Below are 21075 nucleotides of genomic sequence, written 5' to 3'. Positions count from 1 at the left end.
TTATCAATAATAAGGAACTCAACAGATGCCAAGGCCCTTGGTTCGTTCGGCGTTGTTTGTGCCCGGTAGCCGACCGGAGCGATTTTCCAAAGCCTTGGCCAGTGGTGCCGATGCGGTGATCGTGGATTTTGAAGACGCGGTGGAAGAACCGCTCAAGCGCCAGGCGCGGGATAACCTCGGGGGGTTCCTGCAGGCGCATCCCGAGGCTCAGGTGTGGGTACGCATCAACGCGCCGGAGCACGCCGAGCATTTCGAGGATGTGGCGTTCTGCAAAGCCCATCCGAACGTGGCGGGGGTGTTGCTGCCGAAGGTCGAAAGTGCGGCCCAGGTTGCTGTGGTAGCGGCTACCGGCAAAGTCATCTGGCCGATTATCGAAAGCGCACGGGGTTTGCTGGCCGTGGCCGAGATCGCCCAGGCGCCGCAGGTGGAGCGCCTGTCGTTCGGTGGGCTGGACCTGGCACTGGACCTGAACCTGAGCAGTAATTCCCCGGCCGCGCAGTTCGCCCTGGACCAGGCGCGGCTGGCGCTGATTGTGCATTCCCGCGCCGCCGGCCTGGTAGCGCCCCTGGACGGCGTGCACCCGGCCATCGATGACCCCGAGGGCCTGCGCCGTTCGATCCGGCATGCCTATGAAATGGGGTTTGCCGGGGCGTTGTGTATCCATCCCAAGCAGGTGCCGGTGATCCATGAAGCGCTGGCGCCGAGCGCCGAGGACCTGGCCTGGGCCCAGCGCGTGGTAGACGCCGGCGCGCATGGGGCAGGGGCCTACCAGATCGACGGGCAGATGGTGGATGCCCCGGTGTTGCTGCGGGCACAACGGTTATTAGCTGCCGAGTAAACCTGTGGCGAGCGAGCTTGCTCGCGTTGGCGTGCGCAGCGCTTCGGTTTTTCCTGGGGCCGCTTCGCAGCCCAACGGGAGCAAGCTCACTCGCCACAAGGGATCGAACCGGTTTTTGGCGTTCGGCTTGGCCGAACGCAGGTATCTAGAATTCGAAATTCACTACACGCCTGACATCAGGCACCTTGCCTGACAACACAACAATAAGAAGGTGATTTTCCATGCTCAAGCTCTCCCGGGCGCTGCTGTGCGCCGCCACCTTGTTTGCCGCGGGCCTGGCCCAGGCGGCGGACCCGATTGTCATCAAGTTCGCCCACGTGGTCGCCGAAAACACCCCCAAAGGCCAGGGCGCGTTGTTGTTCAAAAAGCTTGCCGAAGAACGCTTGCCGGGCAGGGTCAAGGTCGAGGTGTACCCGAACTCGTCGCTGTTCGGCGATGGCAAGGAAATGGAAGCGCTGCTGCTGGGCGACGTGCAGATGCTGGCCCCGTCCCTGGCCAAGTTCGAGCAATACACCAAGCAAGTGCAGATCTACGACCTGCCGTTCCTGTTCAACGACCTTGCCGCTGTCGACCGTTTCCAGGCCGCCCAGGGCAAGGAACTGCTGACGTCCATGCAGGACAAGAACATCCTCGGCCTGGCCTATTGGCACAACGGCCTCAAGCAGCTTTCTGCCAACAAAGCACTGCATGAACCCAAGGATGCCCGTGGCCTGAAGTTCCGCGTGCAGGCCTCGAGCGTCTTGGAAGAACAGTTCAAGGCGATCCGCGCCAACCCACGCAAGATGAGTTTTGCCGAGGTGTACCAAGGTCTGCAGACCGGCACCGTCAACGGCACCGAAAACACCTGGTCGAACTATGAAAGCCAGAAGGTCAACGAGGTGCAGAAGTATTTCACCGAGTCCAACCATGGCCTGATTGACTACATGGTGATCACCAACGCCAAGTTCTGGACCGGCCTGCCGCCGGATATCCGTAGCACCCTGCAGCAGATCATGGTCGAGGTCACGGTCGAGGTGAACAAACAGGCTGAGGCGCTGAACCAGTCGGCCAAGCAGAAAATCATCGACGCCAAGACCAGCGAAATCATCGAACTGACCCCCGAGCAACGCCAGCTCTGGCGCGAAGCCATGCGCCCGGTGTGGCAGAAGTTCGAGGGTGAGATCGGGGCTGATCTGATCAAGGCCGCGGACGCCTCCAATCGGTAACCCCCCAATGTGGGAGGGGGCTTGCCCCCGATTGCGGTGTGTCAGCTTGCCCATCTGTCTCTGACCCACCGCTATCGGGGGCAAGCCCCCTCCCACATATCGATATCTCATTTGCTTTCGCGAGGTTTTGCCATGCAAACGCTAAGGCGCGTCTGGGAGCACCTGGAGGAAGGCTTTATCGCTTTCCTGCTGGCCGCCATGACCCTGGTGACATTCGTCTACGTCATGCTCAACAACATCTACACGCTGTTTTTTGCCCTGTCCGACAAATGGGCCTGGAGCAGCCAGTTCTTCGGCGCGCTGGGTGACCACACCATGACCTGGGCCCAGGACATGACCTGGAGCGTAGCGCTGACCAAGGCCATGTTCGGCTGGCTGATTTTCTTTGGCATTTCCTACGGCGTACGCACCGCCGGCCACCTCGGCGTGGATGCACTGGTCAAGCTGACCAAACGCCCGGTGCAGCGCCTGTTGGGCATGCTCGCCTGCCTGTGCTGCCTGGCCTACGCCGGGTTGTTCATGGTCGCCAGCTACAAGTGGGTGAGTGCGGTCATGGGCGCGCATATCGGCGCCGAAGACCTCGATCAGTACGGCATCGATGTCGGTGACATCGTGGTGATCGTGCCCATTGGTTTCGCCATGGTGTTCATCCGCTACCTGGAAATTTTCTACCGCATCTTTACCCACCGCCAGGTCGGGTTGGGGCTGGCCGACGAGGCCGGTGAGGCCAGCAAATTGGCCGGCAGCCATGAGGAGCGTCACTGATGGCCGTGCTCTGTTTATTCCTGCTGTTATTCGTATTCATGTTCCTGGGTGTGCCCATCGCGATTTCCCTGGGCTTGTCCGGTGCGGTGTCGATCCTGATGTTCAGCCAGGACTCGGTCAGTTCCCTGGCGATCAAGCTGTTCGAAACCTCCGATGCCTATACCTTCCTGGCGATTCCGTTCTTCCTGTTGTCGGGTGCGTTCATGACCACCGGCGGCGTGGCGCAGCGCTTGATCGACTTTGCCAACGCCTGCGTCGGCCATATCCGTGGCGGCCTGGCGATTGCGGCGGTGCTGGCGTGCATGCTGTTTGCGGCGCTGTCGGGTTCGTCACCGGCGACGGTGGCGGCGGTGGGTTCGATTGCCGTGGCGGGGATGGTGCGTTCCGGTTACCCGAAGGAGTTCGGTGCGGGGATTATCTGTAATGCGGGGACCTTGGGCATCCTGATCCCGCCGTCGATCGTGATGGTGGTGTATTCGGCGGCGACTGAAACCTCGGTGGGCAAGCTGTTTATGGCGGGCGTCATTCCGGGGCTGCTGCTGGGCCTGATGCTGATGATCGCGATCTACATCGTCGCGCGCATCAAGAAGCTGCCGGCGCAGCCGCGAGCGACCTTCCGCGAGTGGCTGACCTGCGCACGGCGTGCTTTCTGGGGCCTGTTGCTGCTGGTGATCATCCTCGGCGGCATCTACAGCGGCATGTTCACCCCGACCGAAGCGGCGGCGGTGGCGGCGGTTTATTCAGCGTTCGTCGCGCTGTTCGTCTACAAGGACATGAAGCTGCGCGACTGCCCCAAGGTGCTGCTGGAATCCGGGCGCCTGGCGATCATGCTGATGTTCATCATCGCCAACGCCATGCTGTTTGCCCATGTGCTGACCACCGAGCAGATCCCGCAGGAAATCACCGCTTGGGTGCTCTCCGAAGGCCTGACGCCGATTGGCTTTTTGATCATGGTCAATGTGGTGTTGTTGATCGCCGGCAGCTTCATGGAGCCTTCGGCCATCGTGCTGATCCTGGCGCCGATCTTCTTCCCGATTGCCATGAAGCTGGGCATTGACCCGATTCACCTGGGTATCGTGATGGTGGTGAATATGGAGATCGGCCTGGTGCACCCGCCGGTGGGGTTGAACCTGTTTGTGACGTCGGCGGTGACGGGGCTGACGCTGGGGCAGACGATCCGTGCGGCGTTGCCGTGGCTGATGATCCTGTTGGTGTTCCTGATCATGGTCACCTACTTGCCGTTTATCTCGTTGGCGTTGCCGCACTGGTTGGGTATGTAAATCCCGCCAATACCGCAATACCTTGTGGGAGCCGGGCTTGCCCGCGATGGCGGTGTGTCAGTTGCCAACTGTGCTGGCTGGCACACCCTCATTGCGGGCAAGCCCGCTCCCACGGGGGGTATGTGCAGTCTTTTTAATGGTCCAGTGCACTCAAGATCGCATGGGCCACCTTCACGCGCTCGGCATTCGGGTAATTCTTGTTGGCCAATATCACCACGCCGATGTCCCTGCTCGGCACATACGCCACGTAGGCACCAAAACCACCGGTTGAGCCGGTTTTGTTGTACAGCACGTTCGCCGGTTGCGCCTGAGCCGGGTTCAGCCACTTCACGTTGTGCGGCTCCATCGCCATCGGTGTGGAGTTGCCATCCATCAGCGCTTGCAGGGTGATCGGGTAGGGGTAGGACTCCCAGCCCAGGCCTTGGGTCATACCGTTGACCGTGTAGTAACCGGTGTGCGTGGTGGCGATGGCCTGTTGCAGCGGTTTCTCCAGGGTTTGCGGGCGCATGTTCACCATGACGTAATGCGCCAGGTCCTGGGTGCTGGTCTTGATGCCATAGGCTTCGCCGTCCAACGCGCCGGGGCCGACGCGTACAGGTTTGTCCTGCTTGTCGTAGCCCTGGGCGTAGGCGTCGGCTTTATCAGCAGGCACGCTGACATAGGTGTTCTTCAGGCCCAACTTGGGCAGCAGGGTTTTCTCCATCGCCGTGTTGAACGGCTGGCCCAGGCTTTGGGCGCTCAGGTAGCCGAACAGGCCAATGCTCGGGTTGGAGTAGAGACGCTGCGCACCGGGCGCGTAGGCGGGTTTCCAGTGCTGGAAATAGCCGATCATGGCGTCGGCGTTGTCGGCGGCGTCCGGAAACTGCAGCGGCAGGCCGCCGGGGGTGTAGGTGGCGAGTTGCAGCAGGCTGATGCGGTCGAAGGCACTGCCCTTGAGGGCTGCAAGGTGCTGGCTGGCCTTGTCCGAGAGCTGGAGCTTGCCGCTGGCCTCGGCATAGCCGCCTAGGGTGGCGGTGAAGGTTTTGCTCACCGAGCCGATCTCGAACAGTGTGTCTTGAGTCACGGGCTGCTGTTTGTCTTTATTGGCGACGCCGTAGTTAAAGTATTGCACCTTGCCTTTGTTGACGACGGCCACCGACAGGCCGGCAATGCCTTGTTGCTGCATCAGGGGCCCAACATGACTGTCCACGACCTTGCGCAAATCGGTCGCCGCCATGCTGGTGCCGGAGACGAAAAATAAGGCCGAAAACAGGAAATTTCGTACGCTGAAGTTCATGATTACTCGCTTCCATGTAAATGATGCGCTGACGATCAGAGCCTGCGCAGGCGTCGCAAATCTAGTGAGGTTCCGTCCCTTCGACAAACGATGATATCTTGCATCTGCCATTAGAAAATCTAGGGTAAAGCATGCTGCGTTCCCATTTGCCCCTCAATGCCCTGCGCGCATTCGAGGCGTCCGCCCGTCACTTGAGCTTTACCCGTGCGGCCATTGAATTGTGCGTCACCCAGGCGGCGGTCAGCCATCAGGTAAAAAGCCTGGAGGCGCAACTTAATGTCACATTATTCAAGCGCCTGCCACGGGGCCTGATGCTGACACGCGAAGGTGAAACCCTGCTGCCGGTGGTGCGTGAATCCTTTGACCGCATCGCCCACACGCTGGGCCAGTTTGAAGGCGGGCACTACCGCGAGGTCCTCACCGTGGGGGCCGTCGGCACGTTTGCGGTAGGGTGGTTGCTGCCACGCCTGGCGGATTTTCAACGCGGCTATCCGTTTATCGACCTGCGCCTTTCCACCCACAACAACCGCGTCGATGTGGCCGCCGAGGGCCTGGATTACGCCATCCGTTTTGGCGCCGGTGCCTGGCATGGCACGGATGCCTGCGAACTGTTGGCTGCACCATTGACGGTGCTCTGCGTACCGCAACTGGCCGAGCAACTGCACGCACCCGCTGACCTGCTCAAACACACGTTGCTGCGCTCCTACCGCACCGATGAGTGGAGCCTGTGGTTCCAGGCGGCCGGGTTGCCCGCCGACACCCTGGCCCCGCGCAGCATCGTGTTCGACTCGTCATTGGCAATGATGGAGGCAGCCTTGCAAGGCATGGGGGTGGCGTTGGCACCGGCAATGATGTTTGCGCGGCAACTGGAGAGCGATGTCATCCGCCAGCCGTTCGACGTCGACATCACCACCGGCAGCTATTGGCTGACGCGCTTGCAGTCGCGGACGGAGACCTCGGCGATGCTGGCGTTCAAGGGCTGGTTGCGGGACATGGCGCAGCCGGGCTGAACGCTTTTTTTGAAACATAATGAAACATTTTCCGAGGGCCAGCGCTCTACCGCAACACCTGCACTGAGTGATTCCATGAAAATACCGCGCCCCTCCGCCCGCATGCCTCGCCTGATCCAATTGCGAAACCTGAAGATGGCGCGCTCCGCCCACGCTTACGTACGCGGCAGCACGGTGCAGTTTTATGAGTGGCTGCACAGCCAGACTGGCCGCCGCTTGCCCCACGGCCCGGCCATCTGGATCTGCGGCGACTGCCACGCCGGTAACCTGGGGCCTACCGGGGACACCAACGGCCGCATCGATATGCATATCCGCGACCTTGACCAGACGGTGATCGGTAATCCGACCCACGATCTGGTGCGCCTGGCCTTGTCCCTGGCGACCGCTGCACGCGGCTCGGACCTGCCCGGCGTTACCACCGCACGTATGCTCGAAGAAATGATGCTGGGCTACGAACAGGCGTTCAAAGACAAACCCGACCAGGTCCCGCCGCGTCCGTCCCAGGTCAAGGCAGGCATGCGCAGCGCGGTGGCGCGCACTTGGAAAAACCTCGCGCGTGAGCGCATCGAAAGCGCCCGGCCGACCATCCCCTTGGGCAAGCATTTCTGGTCGTTATCACGGGCCGAGAAAACCGCATTGCAAACCCTGTGTGCCTCGGATGAAATCCATCAATTGGTCACCTCGCTCAAGGGGCGGCCCAAGGATGCCAGGGTCGAACTACTGGACTCGGCCTATTGGGTCAAGGGCTGCAGTTCGCTCGGCTTGCTGCGGTATGCCGCCTTGCTCGGCGTGGGCGACGACGATGATCAAGAGTATTGCCTGATTGATATCAAGGAAGCCGTCGGGGCTGCTGCACCCCGTGCGGCGCGGGCGAAGATGCCGAGGGATAACGGTCGTCGCGTGGTGGAGGGTGCACGCCAGCTGTCACCGGGCCTGGGTGAGCGGATGGTGGCCACGCGTTTTCTGGATCACGGGTTTTTTATCCGTGAACTGCTGCCCCAGGACATGAAGCTGGAGCTGGACGAACTGAGCGAGATCGATGCCATGCACGCCGCCGGCTACCTCGCGCGGGTGGTCGGTATCGCCCATGCGCGGCAGATGGATCGCGACACGCGCAAGGACTGGATGGCGGTGTTGCAGGAGAACCGCTCCAAGCAGTTGGACGCGCCGTCCTGGCTCTGGACCAGTGTGGTGCAACTGGTGGTTAGCCATGAGCAGGGTTACCTCAACCATTGCCGCCGGTATGCCTTGGAACACTGACCTCGATAACGCAGTGGATCTAATGGGGGAGCAGGCAAGCCAGCTCCCACAGTTAAGGGGCGTCTAGGCCAAATATTTATGGAACCAGTCGAGCGTTCTTTTCCACGCCAGATTTGCCGCCGCCTCGTCATAACGCGGCGTTGAGTCATTATGGAAACCGTGGTTGGCACCCTTGTAGATATATGCCTCATAGGGGGTGCCTGCCGCCTTCAACGCCTGCTCGTACGCCGGCCAGCCTTCATTGATCCGCGTGTCCAACTCACCGTAGTGCAGCATGATCGGCGCCTTGATCCGTGGCACATCCTTGGCCTCCGGCTGGCGTCCATAAAACGACACCGCCGCACCCAGTTCGGGGTAGGCCACCGCTGCGGCATTGGTCACGCCGCCGCCATAGCAGAAGCCGGTGATCCCGACCTTGCCGGTGCTGCTGTCGTGGTGCATCAGCCATTCAATGGCGGCGAAGAAGTCGTTCATGAGCTTGGTCGGGTCGACTTTCTGTTGCAGTTCCACGCCTTTTTCATCGTTGCCGGGGTAGCCGCCGACCGAGGTCAGGCCGTCGGGCGCCAGGGCGATAAAACCGGCCTTGGCCAAGCGTCGGGCGACGTCTTCGATATAGGGGTTGAGGCCCCGGTTTTCGTGGACCACCACCACCGCCGGCAGCTTGCCCGCCGCTTTGGCCGGGCGCACCAGGTAGCCGCGTACGTTGCCGTTGCCTTTGGGTGAGGGGTAGGTGATGTAGTCGGCGACGATGTCCGGGTCGGTGAATTTCACCTGTTCGGCCAGGGCGTAGTTGGGGCTCAGGGCCGCGAGCAAGGCCGAGGCGGTGAGGCCGCCAAAGGTGAACAGCGCGGCGCGGTCGAGAAATTCGCGGCGGTTGATCTTGCCGTGGGCATAGCCGTCGTAGAGTTCCAGCAGTTCGGGCGCAAAGTCTTTCGCGGTGAGACGAGTCATCGGTGCAATCCTCGATTAGCGGTGGCAGTCAATGTAGACCAGGATCAGCCCTCACGGCCATGGGCGGCGGCGGCCAGTTGGCCGGTGTCGACGCGTACGAAGATCGAATCGCCCACTGCGGTCAGCACGTTATCGGCGTACACCTCGCAGATCACGCGGGTTTTGCGGCCCACATCGCCTTCAGCCCGCGCGCGCAGGGTGAGGGTGACGCCCAGGGGCGTCGGCTTGATGAATGTGATGCCCAGCTTGCCGGTGACGCAGTCGATGCGCGGCCGGCTGCCGGGTTCGCGTTGCTCGGCGCGGTAATGGTAGGCCATGGCGGTCCAGTTGGAATGGCAGTCCACCAGCATGGCAATCAATCCGCCGTAGACCAGGTCGGGCCAGCCGCTGTATTTTGCCTCGGGCAGGTGCTCGGCCACGAGGTGGGTGCCATCCGCGTCCCAGCGGCTCTTGATGTGCAGGCCGTGGGGGTTGCTGCCGCCGCAGCCGTAGCAGATGCCTTCCGGCGCGGTGGTGTCCTGGAGTGAAGGGGCGTGCATGCAGAATCCTTGTTGTGCTTGGGCGACTACTCTGTTTAGCAGGACAGACGCTTGATTGGAATAAATCCCTGGTATGACCTACCAGCTCAGTACCTGTGTCGTTACTTCCAGCGGAGCGTTGCATGAAACGTCGAATGTCCCCGGTCGCTTTACTGGCTTTGATCCTTGCCTATGGCGCCAGCGCCCAGGCGGTGGAGTACAAGGACGTCAACCGCACCGCCAGCCAGATCAGTTTCACTTATAAACAATTGGGGCAGCGGGTGTATGGCACCTTCAGCGAGTTCGAGGGCAGCTTGACCTTCGACACGCAAAAACCTGAAGCCGGGCATGCGTTGCTCAAGATCCAACTCGCGAGCATCGACGCCGGCAGCCCCGACGCGAACGATGAACTGCAACGTGCGTCCTGGTTCGACACCGCGACGTATCCGGTGGGCGTGTACGAGTCCACCGGTGTCACGGTCCTGGGGGACAACCGCTACACCATCAGCGGCAACCTGACCCTCAAGGGCATCACGCACCCGGTGACGGTCGACGTGGTGCTCAAGGAGCAGGGCGGTATCGGCGTGTTCGACGGTGAGTTCATCCTCAAGCGCGGCGACTTCAAGATTGGCGAGGGCGAATGGGCGGGCAATCGCGTGGTGTCCAATGACATCAACATCAAGTTCAAGATGGTCGCGCCGCAGCGTTAACGCGCGAACCGCTTTGCACCCGCCACGCAGCCGATCACCGCGACCGTCACCAGTACCATGCCCAGGCTGACCGGCTCATGCAGCAGGCCCGCCGCCAGCGCCAAGCCGAAAAACGGTTGCAGCAATTGCAACTGGCCCACGGCGGCGATGCCACCCTGGGCCAGGCCGCGGTACCAGAACACAAAGCCGAGCAACATGCTGAACAACGCCACGTAGCCCAGGCTCAGCCAGGCGGGCAGGCTGATGCCGCTGAAACTCGGCGGCGCCAGTACCAGGCTCAAGGGCACCACCACCGGCATCGACACCACCAATGCCCAGCAGATCACCTGCCAGCCGCCCAGGCTGCGCGACAGCTTGGCGCCTTCGGCGTAACCCAGGCCGCAGACCAGCACCGCCAGCAGCATCAGCAGATCGCCGGCCGGTGCGGCGCTCAGCCCCTGGGCGACGGCATACCCCATCACCAGCCCACTGCCCAGGATCGAAAACACCCAGAACACCGGGCGCGGGCGCTCGCCACCGCGCAGCACGGCAAATACAGCGGTCGCCAGGGGCAGCAGGCCGATAAACACGATGGAGTGGGCGGACGTCACGTATTGCAGCGCGAGCGCCGTGAGCAAGGGAAAGCCGATCACTACCCCCAGAGAGACGATCGCCAGGGGCAGCCACTGATGACGTGCGGGGCGTTTTTCCTTGAACAGCCCCAGCAGGAACAGCCCCAGGGCGGCGGCGATGGCCGCGCGGAGCATGGTCAGGAACACCGGGTCAAACTCCATCACGGCCAGGCGTGTGGCGGGCAGGGAACCGCTGAAAATCACCACGCCGATAAAGCCGTTGATCCAGCCTTGCGTGCGGCTGTCCAGGGTGTTGAAGGGGGATGTACGTTCCATGAAGGGTGCCCTGAAGAAAGGAGAGGTTGCGATCAGGCCATCCTAGGGGGCAGCATTAAGACAATCAAAAAATTGTCATGGATACAGTGTCTATGCCTCGCGCCCGCTACAAGTCCCTGGTCGACCGCTTCGCCGCAGATATTCGCAGCGGGATAATGCCGCCCGGCACACGCCTGCCGACGCACCGGCAACTGGCCGCCGATCATGGCCTGGCCCTGGTCACCGCCAGCCGGGTGTACGCCGAGCTGGAAGCCATGGGCCTGGTCAGTGGGGAAACCGGGCGTGGCACGTTCGTGCGCGAGATCGCGTTGCCGCCGGGGCAGGGCAGTGGGCAGATGACGGTGGCGGCGGGGATGCTGGATCTCAACTTCAACTACCCGTCGCTGCCCGGCCAGGCGGACCTGCTGCGCACGGCGTTACGCCAATTGGCATTATCCGGCGACCTCGAAGCGTTGTTGCGTTACCAGCCTCACGCCGGTCGCCTGCACGAGCGTGCTGCGTTTGCGCGGCATGTGCTCAGCAGGGGGCTCAGCGTGGAGGCCGACCAAGTGCTGCTGGTCAGCGGCGCCCAGCACGGCTTGGCGGTGACGATGATGGCGTTGCTCAAGCCCGGGGATGTGATCGCGGTGGATGCGTTGACCTATTCAGGGTTCAAAGTGTTGGCCGAGACCCTGCACTTGGACGTTGTCGCGATCCCGGTCACGGCGGCCGGCCCGGACTTGGACGCGCTGCAGACCCTGTGTCGCAAGCGCCCGGTGCGTGCCGTGTACAGCATGCCGACGCTGCACAATCCGCTGGGCTGGGTGCTGAGCCTGGACCAGCGCCAGGCGCTGGTGGCGATCGCCCGGCAGCACAACCTGATGATCATCGAGGACGCGGCCTATGCGTTTCTGGTCGAGGACGCGCCGCCGCCCCTGGCCACCCTGGCGCCGGAGCGCACGGTGTATGTGGGCGGGCTTTCGAAAAGCGTCGCGACCGGCCTGCGGGTGGGGTTTGTGGTGGCGCCGCTTGAATGGGTCAAGGGCCTGGAACGCAGCATCATGGCCACCACCTGGAACGTGCCCGGCGTGATGAGTGCTATTGCGGTGGCCTGGATCGAGGACGGCACAGTGGCGCAGTTGGAAGCGCAAAAGCGCCGTGATGCCCAGGCGCGCCAGGCCCTGGCAGCCCAGGTGTTGAAGGGCCTGGCGTACACCCGTCATCCCTGTTCGTATTTCTTGTGGCTGCCCTTGGCGGAAGAGGCCCGCGCCGATCAGGTCGCCATGGCCTTGCAGCGCGAGGGCATTTCCGTGTCAACCGCTGAGCCGTTTTCCGTCTCGGCCCATGTGCCCCACGCACTACGGCTGGCCTTGGGGTCGGTGGACATGGCGGCGTTGCGCGAAGCGTTGCTGACGGTGCGCAAGGTCGTGCAGTGGTGAGCCAGGCGGCTCACCGCTAGCCCTCAGAATTTAAACGCCTGGCGACCGATCAGCAGCCAGTGGCCTTTCTGCTTTTGCCAGATCTGGAAGTTCTCGATTTCGGTGGGCACTTCTTTGCCGCTGTTCACTGCCAGGGCGGAGAAGTGGTTGCGGACCAAGGCGGTATCGCCACTCAAGGTGATGGTCTGTTTCTGCATTTCGAGGGTCTTGAAGCCGCTGCGACCGGTCTCGATATCGGCGATGAATTCCTGCTTGTTCTGGATCTTGCCGCTGGAGTGGCCGTAGGTAAGGTTCTCGGCGGTCAGGCTCTGGAGCTGCTTGAGGTCTTTATGCAGCATCGCTTGGGTCAGGTGGTCGACCGCTTGGGCGACGTCTTTATCGGCGGCGGGGGCTGCGGCCACGTAGCCGCTGAACAGGCACAGAAAACCGATCAGCACTTTGACTTTTTGCATGGGTGTTTCCTTATTGTTGTTGGGGGTGGGACAACACGTTACCGCTTATGTCGTCGTACAACATTGCAATACTCTTGTGCCGTTTGGAAAGTAAAATTTCGGATATTTACACGGTGCTGAGGGTTTGCTCGGGCTCGAGATTTCATTGTTCTTGTACGATGTCTCATCACTGGTTAAAAATGGCGTCCCGTCTAACAATAAAATAACGGAGACACACCATGGATTCTTCCTCTTCGCCTGCCCGGACCGACCACAGTCGCCGCGTTTTCCTGCAACGTTCCCTGGCGGTTTCCGCCTCCGTGGCAGTGCTGGGCAACTTGCCGCGCCTGGCAGATGCCGCTGAGCCATTGAGCCAGCGATACCCAGACCCCTTGGTGAAAGTGCTTGATGACAGTTTCCTGGAATTACGCCTGTTCAATGCCAGTGTCGAGCGACTGGCGACCGGCTTGCGTTGGGCCGAGGGGCCGGTGTGGATCGGCGATGGCCGCTACCTGCTGCTCAGCGATATCCCCAACAACCGCATCGTGCGCTGGGACGAGGTGACCGATAGCCTGTCGGTGTACCGCGAAAACGCCAATTTCTCCAACGGCATGTGCCGTGATCGCCAAGGCCGGCTGCTGGTGTGCGAAGGCTCGACCACCAGCCAGGAGGGCCGGCGCATCACCCGCACCGAGCACAACGGCAGCCTCACCGTGCTGGCGGACAGCTTTGACGGCAAGCCCTTCAATTCGCCCAACGACATCGTGTGCAAACGGGATGGCTCGGTGTGGTTCACGGACCCGCCGTTCCAGACCGGCAACAACTACGAAGGGCACAAGATCACGCCCACCCAGCCCCATGGCGTCTACCGCATCGACGGTGACAGCGGCAAGGTCACGCGGGTGATCGACGACCTCAACGGCCCCAACGGCCTGTGCTTTTCCCCGGATGAGAAACTGCTCTACGTGGTCGAAGGCCGGGCCAAGCCCAACCGGTTGATCTGGGCCATCGACGTGAATGACGACGGCACACTTGGCGCCCGTCGCAAGCACATCGAAGGCCTGGAGTACGCGGCCTTGGACGGCATCAAGTGCGACGAGAGCGGCAACCTCTGGTGTGGCTGGGGCGGCAACGGCGACCCCAAGGCCGACTTGGAAAAACTCGATGGCGTGCGCGTGTTCAATCCGCAGGGCAAGGCTATCGGGCATATCTCGCTGCCGGAACGCTGCCCCAACCTGTGTTTTGGCGGCCGTGAGGGTAACCGCCTGTTCATGGCCGGCAGCCATTCGATCTATGCAGTGTTCGTCAACACGCGTGGCGCCGATTTCGGCGGCTGACCGCAAAAAAAACCAGGGTGAGCGTCGGTCGAGCGGCGCCCATCTTGGCATTTTGGCGCTATGCTGCGGGCTCCTGAGGCGTCAGAGCGTCAAGCAAATGGACTTCAATTGGCACAGCGACCCCATCACCCGCAACACGCCCGTTACCCCTCACTACAAAAACACGCAGAACGTACGCCGCTTCATGCTTGAGCACTGTGGTCCGGCATTCACGTTCGACCGGCCCTTCATGGCCTGGATTCGCAACGCTGAGCCCAAGACCCTCGGTGACGTGGTGGACGAGTGGCGGCGCCGACACGAGGATTCACGCCCATGACCCGCGACGAAAAATACCAGGCCGCGCAACAACGCCTTGGCTACCTGATGGACGAATTCAAGGTCGGTGGCAACTACACGCCCCTGGTCCGGGACGGCAACCACCTGTACATCAGCGGCCAGATCCCGCGGGTCGGCGATACCATCGTGCTGCCGGGCAAGGTCGGTGAAAACCTGACCCTGGCCCAGGCACAAATCGCCGCCGGCATCAGTGCGTTGCGCTGCCTGGGGTTGCTCAAGCAGGCGCTGGGTTCGCTGGACGCGATCAAGGCGATCCCGCGCATCACCGTGTACGTGCGCAGTGCCGAGGACTTTGATCAGCAAAGTGAGGTGGCCAACGGTGCGTCGGACCTGCTGCACGAGATCCTCCGTGAAGCCGGGGTGCATACGCGCACCTCGGTGGGGGTGATGCAGTTGCCGAAGTCGGCGGCGGTGGAGATCGATATGATCGCGGTGGCGCACGGCTGAGCGACCCATGATTACCCAAGGAATGGCAGTACTGATCAATTACGCCACGTATCTGGCGCCGGGCCTGCTGTTGTTCGGCCTGTGGTTTGCACTCACGCCCAGGTCGCTGACGGCCCTGCGTATCCTGATTCTGCTGGCGGCGTTCGTGCTGATGCGCGATGTAATGACCCCGCTGGGCCTATGGTCGCTGGGCAGCGAAGTGCAGTTGGCGTTCACTGCCAATGCGTTTGTGTTGGCGGCGTTGGGCGGCTTGTCGTTGCTACTGATTGCCGTGCTGATGCGAGTGGCGCCAGACCTGTCGGCGCTGATCTGCTGGTCAAGGGGGCATCGAATCGGCGGCCTTGCGGTCGGCCTTGCCGTCGGATGCTTGATCGGTGTGCCGCTGCGCTTCTACCAGGCAATTGAAGCGTCAGCGATCCCGGGCTACTGGGCATGGCTGCCGGGTATGGTGGTGTTGGCCTATGGTGCCAATGCGTTGGAAGAGGTGCTGTTTCGCGGGTATTTGCAGGGGTATCTGGAACAGCAGGTGGCGCCATTGCGCGCGGCACTGATCAGCGGTGTGGCCTTTGCGGCTTGCCATACATTCCTGGCACTGAGCGTTACTCAGCTGGGCTGGCCGGTGTTGTTGTTTACCCTGATCGAAGGGTTGGCTTGCGCGCTGGTGCGCCTGCGTTACGGTGTGCTGGCGGCGACGCTGGCCCATGGCACGGCGATCCTGCTGATCGCCGTGCCCTTCATCACTTGATGTGAAATACCGACGCAAATGTGTGGGGCTTGCTGTGGTGGGGAGAGGTGCGACGATTTGACTTGTCCCCCGTCAGTATCACCGTAAGCCCAATGGGGCTGCTGCGCAGCCCAGCGCGGGGCAAGCCCGCTCACCACAGTAAGCGCGCTCACCACAGCAAGCTTGCTTCCACGGTAAGCCCTCTTGCATAGGGTTGACCGTGTTTAGCCAGCTGCTAACGGCGGCGTACGCGGCGGAATCTGGCGTTTGCTGCCGGTAGCTTCATACGCCGAGGCAAACCGCAGCAACGCCGAATCGTCATAGGCCCGCCCGGCAAACGTCAGCCCCACCGGCATGCCGATATCGGCCATCACGCCCATCGGTACGGTGACGGTCGGTACGCCCAGGTGGCGGATGGCGAGGTTGCCGTTGGCCACCCAGATGCCGTTGCTCCAGGCGATATCGGCGGAGGCTTCGTTCACATCGGCATCCGCCGGGCCTACGTCGGCGACGGTGGGGAACAGCACCGCGTCGAGGCCGAGCGTGTCCATCCAGTCTTCCAGGTCGATCCGCCGGGTTTGCTCCAGGCCACGCAGGCCGTCGGGCAAGGTGCTGATCTCGTTCCACGGGGTGATGCCGCGTTCGGCCATGCGCACGTATTCGTCCATGCCGGCGGCCAGGTCGTCCTCACGGTTGGGCAGGGTGCCCGGGTCGTGGGGGAAGATCTTCGGCCCGTCCACATCCGCCAGGCGGTTGAGCGCGGGGTCGTTGTTGGCACGCAGGAAATCATCGAAGGCCCAGGCGGACAGTTCCCACAGTTCATCGTGGAGAAATTCCTTGGACACCAGCCCACGGTTAAACACGGTAGGCGCGCCAGGGCGGTCGCCTTCGCAGTTGGACACCAGCGGGAAGTCCACCTCGATGACTTCGGCACCGGCGGCTTCCAGCGCCTGGCGTGCGTCTTGCCACAGGTCGATCACGCTGGCGCGGGTGTTGATCTTCTGCCCGGTAGGGCCGCCGATCCCAGGTTTTTCGCTGGTGCCGGCGTCCGGGTCGGCATTGATGTACATGCGCGGCACGCCAAAGCGCTTGCCGGCGAGGGATTCAGCGGGCACCGCCAGTTCAGCGTAGGACGCAGGGCGCACCGAAGCCACACTCGGAATCGGCACCCACGGCTGCAGGCGCCAGAGGTCGCCACGGGTGTCCGGGTCTTCGGCCACCACCACATCGAGGATTTCCAGCAGGTCGGCCATGGTGCGGGCATAGGGCACCACCACGTCCATGGTCGGTGTGAGCGGCCAGTTGCCGCGCACCGAAATCACGCCACGGGAGGGCGTGTAGGCGCACAGGCCATTGTTGGAGGCCGGGCCGCGTCCGCTCGACCAGGTTTCTTCTGCCAGGCCAAAGGCTGCAAAGCTCGCCGCCGTCGCGGTGCCGGCGCCGTTGGATGAGCCGGAGGCAAACGGTGCGGTCAGGTAGTCGGCGTTATACGGGCTTTCCGCCCGGCCATACACGCCACGCTGCATCCCGCCATTGGCCATCGGCGGCATATTGGTCTTGCCCAGGCAGATGGCGCCACCGGCGCGCAGGCGTTCGATGGTGAACGCATCACGCTGGGCGACCAGGGTGGCAAACGCCGGGCTACCGGATGCCGCGGTCAGGCCCTTGACCAGGTAGCTGTCTTTGGCCGTGTAAGGAATGCCATCCAATGGCCCCCAGGTTTCGCCTTTGGCCCGGCGGGCATCGGACGCCTCGGCTTCTTTCAGCGCATCGGGGTTGCGCACCACCACGGCGTTCAAGGCGGTGGCGGTCTGCGGACCGTCATAGGCATCGATCCGTGCGAGGTAGGCCTGGACCAGTTCAACCGCCGTGGTCTGGCCGGATTCAAGCGCGGCGCGCAATTGGGCAATGGAGACTTCGGTAACGTGCATCACTTTTTTTTCGCCGCCTTCAAGTGGGGGTATGGCGGCAGTCTACGTACAGATATTTCACAAAACCAGCGCCGCATACTCTGCATACGCGCGGCGCATCACTTGCCAAGTGGCCTCGTCAGCGGGAATCAGGTGTTCGATCCGCAGGGAGGTGAGGGTGATGTCCTGGGGCATGCCGAAGGTAGTGAACGTGGACAGAAAGCTCAGTTCACCTTGGGCTGAGCGGACGCGCGTCAGTACCAGCGGTGGCATCTGCGCGGGCAGTTCGGTGTGGGTCGGTGTCGGCAATGTCGTCAGCAACGTGGCCAATTCAGGATTGCCCAGCGCCTCACGGGTGGCACGCTGCCAGGCCAGGGTGCGTATCTCCTCGGCATTGACCAGGTGATCGCCCAGACCGCCCGATTGCAGCAGCGTGGTCAGCAGGTTCAAGCCCAAGGCTGCATCGGGCGGTATGCCCAGCAGTCCAAACAGCACGCCGGTACTGGCATTCGCCGACAGCACTTGCCACTGGCTGTCCAACAGGATAGCCGGGGCGGGATTGTTGGCGTGCAGCACATGGTTGACCGCTTCGCGGATCGCGGCCATGGCGGGCGAGGCGAGCGGGGTGGCGCTGTAGCGCGGCGCATAGCCGGCGGCGAGGAACACACCGTTGCACTGCTCCAGCGGGGTCTCCAGTGCCGTGAGCAGATTATGCAAGGTGCCAGGGCTCGGCTTGGCCCGCCCGGTCTCGATGCAACTGAGGTGGCGCTGGGAAACGCCGGTGATCAAGGCCAGGTCGAGCTGGCTCAGCTTGGCGCGCCTGCGCAGTTGGCGCAGCTGCTCGCCGGCGGTAGAAGGGGTGTCCATGGCGGGATCATGACCTCCGAGGTCATTGCGAGGGGCCGAACCTTATCACTAACGTGGGCCTTCATCACTCCAAGGAAGCGACCATGAGAAGACCCTATATCGCCCTGGCGGGCCTGCTGGGATTTTCGCTGTACACCCTGGCGACGATGCTCACGGCTGAGCAGTCGCTGCTGGCCTTTGGACGCGAACTGATGTCGCGGCCGGACACCGCGCAAGTGGTGATCGACCTGTACCTGATGGCGGTGCTGGCGTGCGTGTGGATGTACCGGGATGCGCGGCGGCGCGGGCGGTCGCTGGCGTCGGTGGTGCCGTATTTTTTGCTGACGGCGGTGTTTGTGTCGGTAGGGCCGTTGCTTTATCTGGTGGTGAACGGCGGCCGCGATGAGTGAGCGTTTGCAGGTCTATGCGCTGTGCGTGCTGGTGCTGTGCCTGAAGATGTTTGCAATTTCCTGTTATCAGGGTTTTTTCCGGATACGGGCGCGGGCGTTTATCAATCGGGAGGATGCGGCGTTCTTCAGCTGTGCTGCGCATGCAGGGGAATTGCCGCAGGTGGTGAGGGCGAGTAAGGCGTGGGCGAATGATCTGGAGAATATTCCGTTGTTCTTTGTGCTTGGCGGGTTGTGTGTGGTGCTGGGGACTCCCACGGGGGCGACTGTGGCGCTGTTTGGTGGTTTTACCTTGGCGCGCATGGCGCACACGCTGATGTATCTGGGTGGATGGCAACCCTGGCGCACCCTGGCGTATGCGGTTGGGATGGCGTGTCTGTTCGGGCTGGGTGGGTTGGTGATTTGTGGGTTGCTGTGAGCGTTTTACCACGGGTCAATGTGGGCGCTGGCTTGCGTGCGATGGGTATAGGCATCTATACACGTCTGGGTGTGGCGCTGTGGCGAGGGCGCTGGCCTGGCAGACCAGCGCCATCTAACGGTTAGGCTGCGATCTCAATGTGGGAGGGGGCTTGCTCCCGATAGCGGTGTGTCAGTCGATTCATCAGGTGACTGATTCAGCGCCATCGGGGCCTCGGTATCTACACCACTCTGGGTACGGCGCTGGACCTGTGGCGAGGGAGCTTGCTCCCGCCGGCTGCCTGACAGCTGACTACAATCTAACTGTCACCCCGCGATTCAAATGTGGGAGGGGGCTTGCCCCCGATAGCGGTGTGTCAGTCAATTCATCAGGTGACTGATTCAGCACCATCGGGGCATAGGTATCTACACCACTCTAGGTCCGGCGCTGGACCTGTGGCGAGGGAGCTTGCTCCCGCCGGCGGCCTGGCAGACGACCAGGATGTTGGATCAGACCGGGTACATATCCGTTATTTAGGTAACGGCCGCTATGGGTTCCGCCCTTACGGCGGCTCACTTTTGAAGAGCGCAAAAGTAAGCAAAACGCTCTTGCCCCAACACTCGGCACCTCGCTCACGCTCGGTGTGCCCGTAATCCGACAGGAATTTGGGGGGCCGCCGCCACGCGCCATCCATGGCGCGGGGCGGCTAAACCGGCATCCCTGCCGGTTTACCCCCCAAATCCCTGTCGAATTCCGGCCAGCGTGTTTGACGGGGCGCCTGAGATCAAGATCAAGATCAAGATCAAGAGCGGCTCGCTTCGCATCGTGGTTGGTGTTGGTTGATACAACGTTGTGTCGATGTCTGTGTTGGCATGGCTGCAACGGTCGTCATCTCATTTGCATTCGCCGCCACGGTCGATTTTGGAAAAAGCAGTTAGCCGTACGGGCCGGTGCCGGTCCGGTCGACCAGGCGGATGCTGTCACGGCCAGCCCGCTTGGATTCATACAGCGTGGTATCGCCTTGTTCAATCAGCGCCGTCAGGCTCGGCGGTGGTTGATCAAACAGGTTGGCGCCGATGCTCAGGGTGACCGGCGCTGGCGTGGCGAAGGTCTGCGCGGCCAGTTGGTGAAACTGGTCGCGCAGGCTGCTGCCCAGCGTGACAATTTGCTCGGTGGAGGCTGGGTTCAACAGGATCACGAACTCATCGCCGCCGAGGCGTGCGGCCAGCGCACCTCGGGGCACCACGCCGCGGATCATTTCACTCAACGCGATCAGCAAGCGGTCGCCGGCGATATGGCCGTGGAGGTCGTTGACCGATTTGAAGTTGTCGATATCGATCAGCAGCAACGCACCCGGTTGCGCCGGCGACACCTGGGCCAGCAGGCGTGGGGCGCGCAGGTCGAGGGCGCGGCGGTTGTACAGGGCGGTGAGGGGGTCGCGGGCAGCGAGGCGGGCGATCTGTTGTTCGCGTCGGTAGCGTTCGGAGCCGGTCATCGACAGGGCAATCAGCATGATTGCCATGGCGCCTTCCACGAGGGAGACCTGGATGATTTCGCCCTTGAACGCGGCAAGGTCGATCAAGGTGCCGGGGATCAGTACCGACAGGGCCTTGGCCACATAGAAGGTGCCATGGATCAGCAGCACATAACGCAATTGCACCGCGCCGATGCTCAACGATTTGCCATGGGGGCGCAGCAAAAAGCTGGCGCGCAAGGTCGGCAGCGCCACCAGCAGCGACTGCACCCCCAGCATGGCTTTGGACCACGGCAGGTCGGCCGGCAGCATCAGCATGCCGAACCAGACCGCCAGCATCAGCAGCCACAGGCGTGACAGGCGCACCTGGGTGAACCGCGCCACGCCGAGCAAAAACAGAAAGTGCGCGCTCACCAGTAGGCCGTTGGCGAACCAGATGCCGATCATCACAAAGCCATTGATGCGCAGCAGCGCAAGCGTGGACCCGATGCTGATGGTCGCGAAACCGGCGCTCCAGTACAGCAGCGAAGGTTCACGCACACTGCGCCATTCAACGGCCAGGTACAGGGCGGCAGCGGCTGCCAGGGCAACGGTGAGTGCCAAAATCGTAGGAGGGTCGAGCGTCATGTGCTGCCGGGTCTGCCAGGG

At 62.3% G+C, this 21075-nt stretch carries 22 protein-coding genes; 14 read left to right on the top strand and 8 right to left on the bottom strand.

Annotated elements, in window-relative coordinates; all coding sequences use genetic code 11:
• The first annotated feature begins 25 nt into the window (after positions 1 to 25).
• From K7431_RS03380 to dctM, 4 genes are all read left to right on the top strand, one after another.
• Positions 26 to 838 (top strand): HpcH/HpaI aldolase/citrate lyase family protein, encoded by an 813-nt coding sequence (locus K7431_RS03380; protein WP_012724625.1) that lies wholly within the window; start codon positions 26 to 28, stop codon positions 836 to 838.
• Between the two features lie 221 nt (positions 839 to 1059).
• Positions 1060 to 2043: a TRAP transporter substrate-binding protein gene (locus K7431_RS03375; RefSeq protein ID WP_012724624.1), complete on the top strand. Its 984-nt coding sequence runs from the start codon at positions 1060 to 1062 to the stop codon at positions 2041 to 2043.
• A gap of 132 nt (positions 2044 to 2175) precedes the next feature.
• Entirely contained in the window at positions 2176 to 2808 is a 633-nt protein-coding gene (locus K7431_RS03370; RefSeq protein ID WP_012724623.1) for a TRAP transporter small permease, read from the top strand.
• A complete protein-coding gene (gene dctM / locus K7431_RS03365; RefSeq protein WP_012724622.1) occupies positions 2808 to 4088 on the top strand; it encodes a C4-dicarboxylate TRAP transporter large permease protein DctM in 1281 nt (426 codons plus the stop codon). Before K7431_RS03370 ends, dctM begins: the two co-directional genes overlap by 1 nt.
• 133 nt (positions 4089 to 4221) lie before the next feature.
• On the opposite strand, the gene ampC is transcribed toward dctM, so the two are convergent.
• Positions 4222 to 5364: a class C beta-lactamase gene (gene ampC / locus K7431_RS03360; protein ID WP_012724621.1), complete on the bottom strand. Its 1143-nt coding sequence runs from the start codon at positions 5362 to 5364 to the stop codon at positions 4222 to 4224.
• 131 nt (positions 5365 to 5495) lie between these two features.
• Here ampC and K7431_RS03355 point away from each other — a divergent pair, with 131 nt between their 5' ends.
• Complete coding sequence (locus K7431_RS03355; RefSeq protein WP_012724620.1) at positions 5496 to 6374, top strand: LysR family transcriptional regulator; 879 nt, start codon at positions 5496 to 5498, stop codon at positions 6372 to 6374.
• 75 nt (positions 6375 to 6449) lie between these two features.
• On the top strand, positions 6450 to 7634 hold the full coding sequence (locus tag K7431_RS03350) for a DUF2252 domain-containing protein (protein WP_043205445.1): 1185 nt from the start codon (positions 6450 to 6452) through the stop codon (positions 7632 to 7634).
• Between the two features lie 63 nt (positions 7635 to 7697).
• Here the strand turns inward: K7431_RS03350 and yghX are convergent, their stop codons facing one another.
• Both yghX and K7431_RS03340 read right to left on the bottom strand, forming a co-directional pair.
• Entirely contained in the window at positions 7698 to 8585 is an 888-nt protein-coding gene (yghX, locus tag K7431_RS03345) for a YghX family hydrolase (protein ID WP_012724618.1), read from the bottom strand.
• Positions 8586 to 8629: 44 nt separating this feature from the next.
• Complete coding sequence (locus tag K7431_RS03340; RefSeq protein WP_012724617.1) at positions 8630 to 9124, bottom strand: PaaI family thioesterase; 495 nt, start codon at positions 9122 to 9124, stop codon at positions 8630 to 8632.
• Between the two features lie 122 nt (positions 9125 to 9246).
• On the opposite strand from K7431_RS03340, the gene K7431_RS03335 reads away from it, so the two are divergent.
• Positions 9247 to 9813: a YceI family protein gene (locus K7431_RS03335; RefSeq protein WP_012724616.1), complete on the top strand. Its 567-nt coding sequence runs from the start codon at positions 9247 to 9249 to the stop codon at positions 9811 to 9813.
• On the opposite strand, the gene K7431_RS03330 is transcribed toward K7431_RS03335, so the two are convergent.
• Positions 9810 to 10700 (bottom strand): DMT family transporter, encoded by an 891-nt coding sequence (locus tag K7431_RS03330; RefSeq protein ID WP_012724615.1) that lies wholly within the window; start codon positions 10698 to 10700, stop codon positions 9810 to 9812. The two genes, K7431_RS03335 and K7431_RS03330, sit on opposite strands and share 4 nt — an antisense overlap.
• 92 nt (positions 10701 to 10792) lie before the next feature.
• On the opposite strand from K7431_RS03330, the gene K7431_RS03325 reads away from it, so the two are divergent.
• The gene (locus K7431_RS03325) at positions 10793 to 12118 is read left to right on the top strand and encodes an aminotransferase-like domain-containing protein (protein WP_012724614.1); all 1326 of its coding nucleotides are present in this window, start codon (positions 10793 to 10795) and stop codon (positions 12116 to 12118) included.
• A 23-nt stretch (positions 12119 to 12141) separates the two neighbouring features.
• Here the strand turns inward: K7431_RS03325 and K7431_RS03320 are convergent, their stop codons facing one another.
• Entirely contained in the window at positions 12142 to 12570 is a 429-nt protein-coding gene (locus tag K7431_RS03320; protein WP_012724613.1) for a nuclear transport factor 2 family protein, read from the bottom strand.
• A gap of 218 nt (positions 12571 to 12788) precedes the next feature.
• Here K7431_RS03320 and K7431_RS03315 point away from each other — a divergent pair, with 218 nt between their 5' ends.
• From K7431_RS03315 to K7431_RS03300, 4 genes are all read left to right on the top strand, one after another.
• Positions 12789 to 13886 (top strand): SMP-30/gluconolactonase/LRE family protein, encoded by a 1098-nt coding sequence (locus tag K7431_RS03315; RefSeq protein ID WP_012724612.1) that lies wholly within the window; start codon positions 12789 to 12791, stop codon positions 13884 to 13886.
• A 97-nt stretch (positions 13887 to 13983) separates the two neighbouring features.
• The gene (locus K7431_RS03310) at positions 13984 to 14202 is read left to right on the top strand and encodes a DUF6434 domain-containing protein (protein WP_012724611.1); all 219 of its coding nucleotides are present in this window, start codon (positions 13984 to 13986) and stop codon (positions 14200 to 14202) included.
• Positions 14199 to 14669 (top strand): RidA family protein, encoded by a 471-nt coding sequence (locus K7431_RS03305; RefSeq protein ID WP_012724610.1) that lies wholly within the window; start codon positions 14199 to 14201, stop codon positions 14667 to 14669. Before K7431_RS03310 ends, K7431_RS03305 begins: the two co-directional genes overlap by 4 nt.
• A gap of 7 nt (positions 14670 to 14676) precedes the next feature.
• Positions 14677 to 15414, top strand: a complete 738-nt coding sequence (locus K7431_RS03300) for a CPBP family intramembrane glutamic endopeptidase (protein WP_012724609.1) — start codon at positions 14677 to 14679, stop codon at positions 15412 to 15414.
• A gap of 203 nt (positions 15415 to 15617) precedes the next feature.
• Here the strand turns inward: K7431_RS03300 and K7431_RS03295 are convergent, their stop codons facing one another.
• Complete coding sequence (locus K7431_RS03295; protein ID WP_012724608.1) at positions 15618 to 17327, bottom strand: amidase; 1710 nt, start codon at positions 17325 to 17327, stop codon at positions 15618 to 15620.
• 54 nt (positions 17328 to 17381) lie between these two features.
• Positions 17382 to 18170, bottom strand: a complete 789-nt coding sequence (locus tag K7431_RS03290; protein ID WP_012724607.1) for a helix-turn-helix domain-containing protein — start codon at positions 18168 to 18170, stop codon at positions 17382 to 17384.
• Positions 18171 to 18253: 83 nt separating this feature from the next.
• Here K7431_RS03290 and K7431_RS03285 point away from each other — a divergent pair, with 83 nt between their 5' ends.
• Both K7431_RS03285 and K7431_RS03280 read left to right on the top strand, forming a co-directional pair.
• On the top strand, positions 18254 to 18559 hold the full coding sequence (locus K7431_RS03285) for a DUF2834 domain-containing protein (protein ID WP_043205442.1): 306 nt from the start codon (positions 18254 to 18256) through the stop codon (positions 18557 to 18559).
• Positions 18552 to 18974, top strand: coding sequence for an MAPEG family protein (locus K7431_RS03280; RefSeq protein ID WP_012724605.1), 423 nt, complete (start codon positions 18552 to 18554; stop codon positions 18972 to 18974). The genes K7431_RS03285 and K7431_RS03280 overlap by 8 nt, the downstream gene beginning before the upstream one ends.
• 913 nt (positions 18975 to 19887) lie before the next feature.
• On the opposite strand, the gene K7431_RS03275 is transcribed toward K7431_RS03280, so the two are convergent.
• Positions 19888 to 21054 carry a GGDEF domain-containing protein gene (locus K7431_RS03275; RefSeq protein WP_012724604.1) on the bottom strand — a complete coding sequence of 389 codons (1167 nt, stop codon included), beginning with the start codon at positions 21052 to 21054 and terminating at the stop codon, positions 19888 to 19890.
• Positions 21055 to 21075: the final 21 nt, after the last annotated feature.

The sequence above is a fragment of the Pseudomonas fluorescens group sp. genome, from assembly GCF_020093335.1.
GTDB lineage: Bacteria > Pseudomonadota > Gammaproteobacteria > Pseudomonadales > Pseudomonadaceae > Aquipseudomonas > Aquipseudomonas petroselini.
Note: the sequence above shows the minus strand (reverse complement) of the source record. Positions and strands in the feature narration are given on the sequence as shown.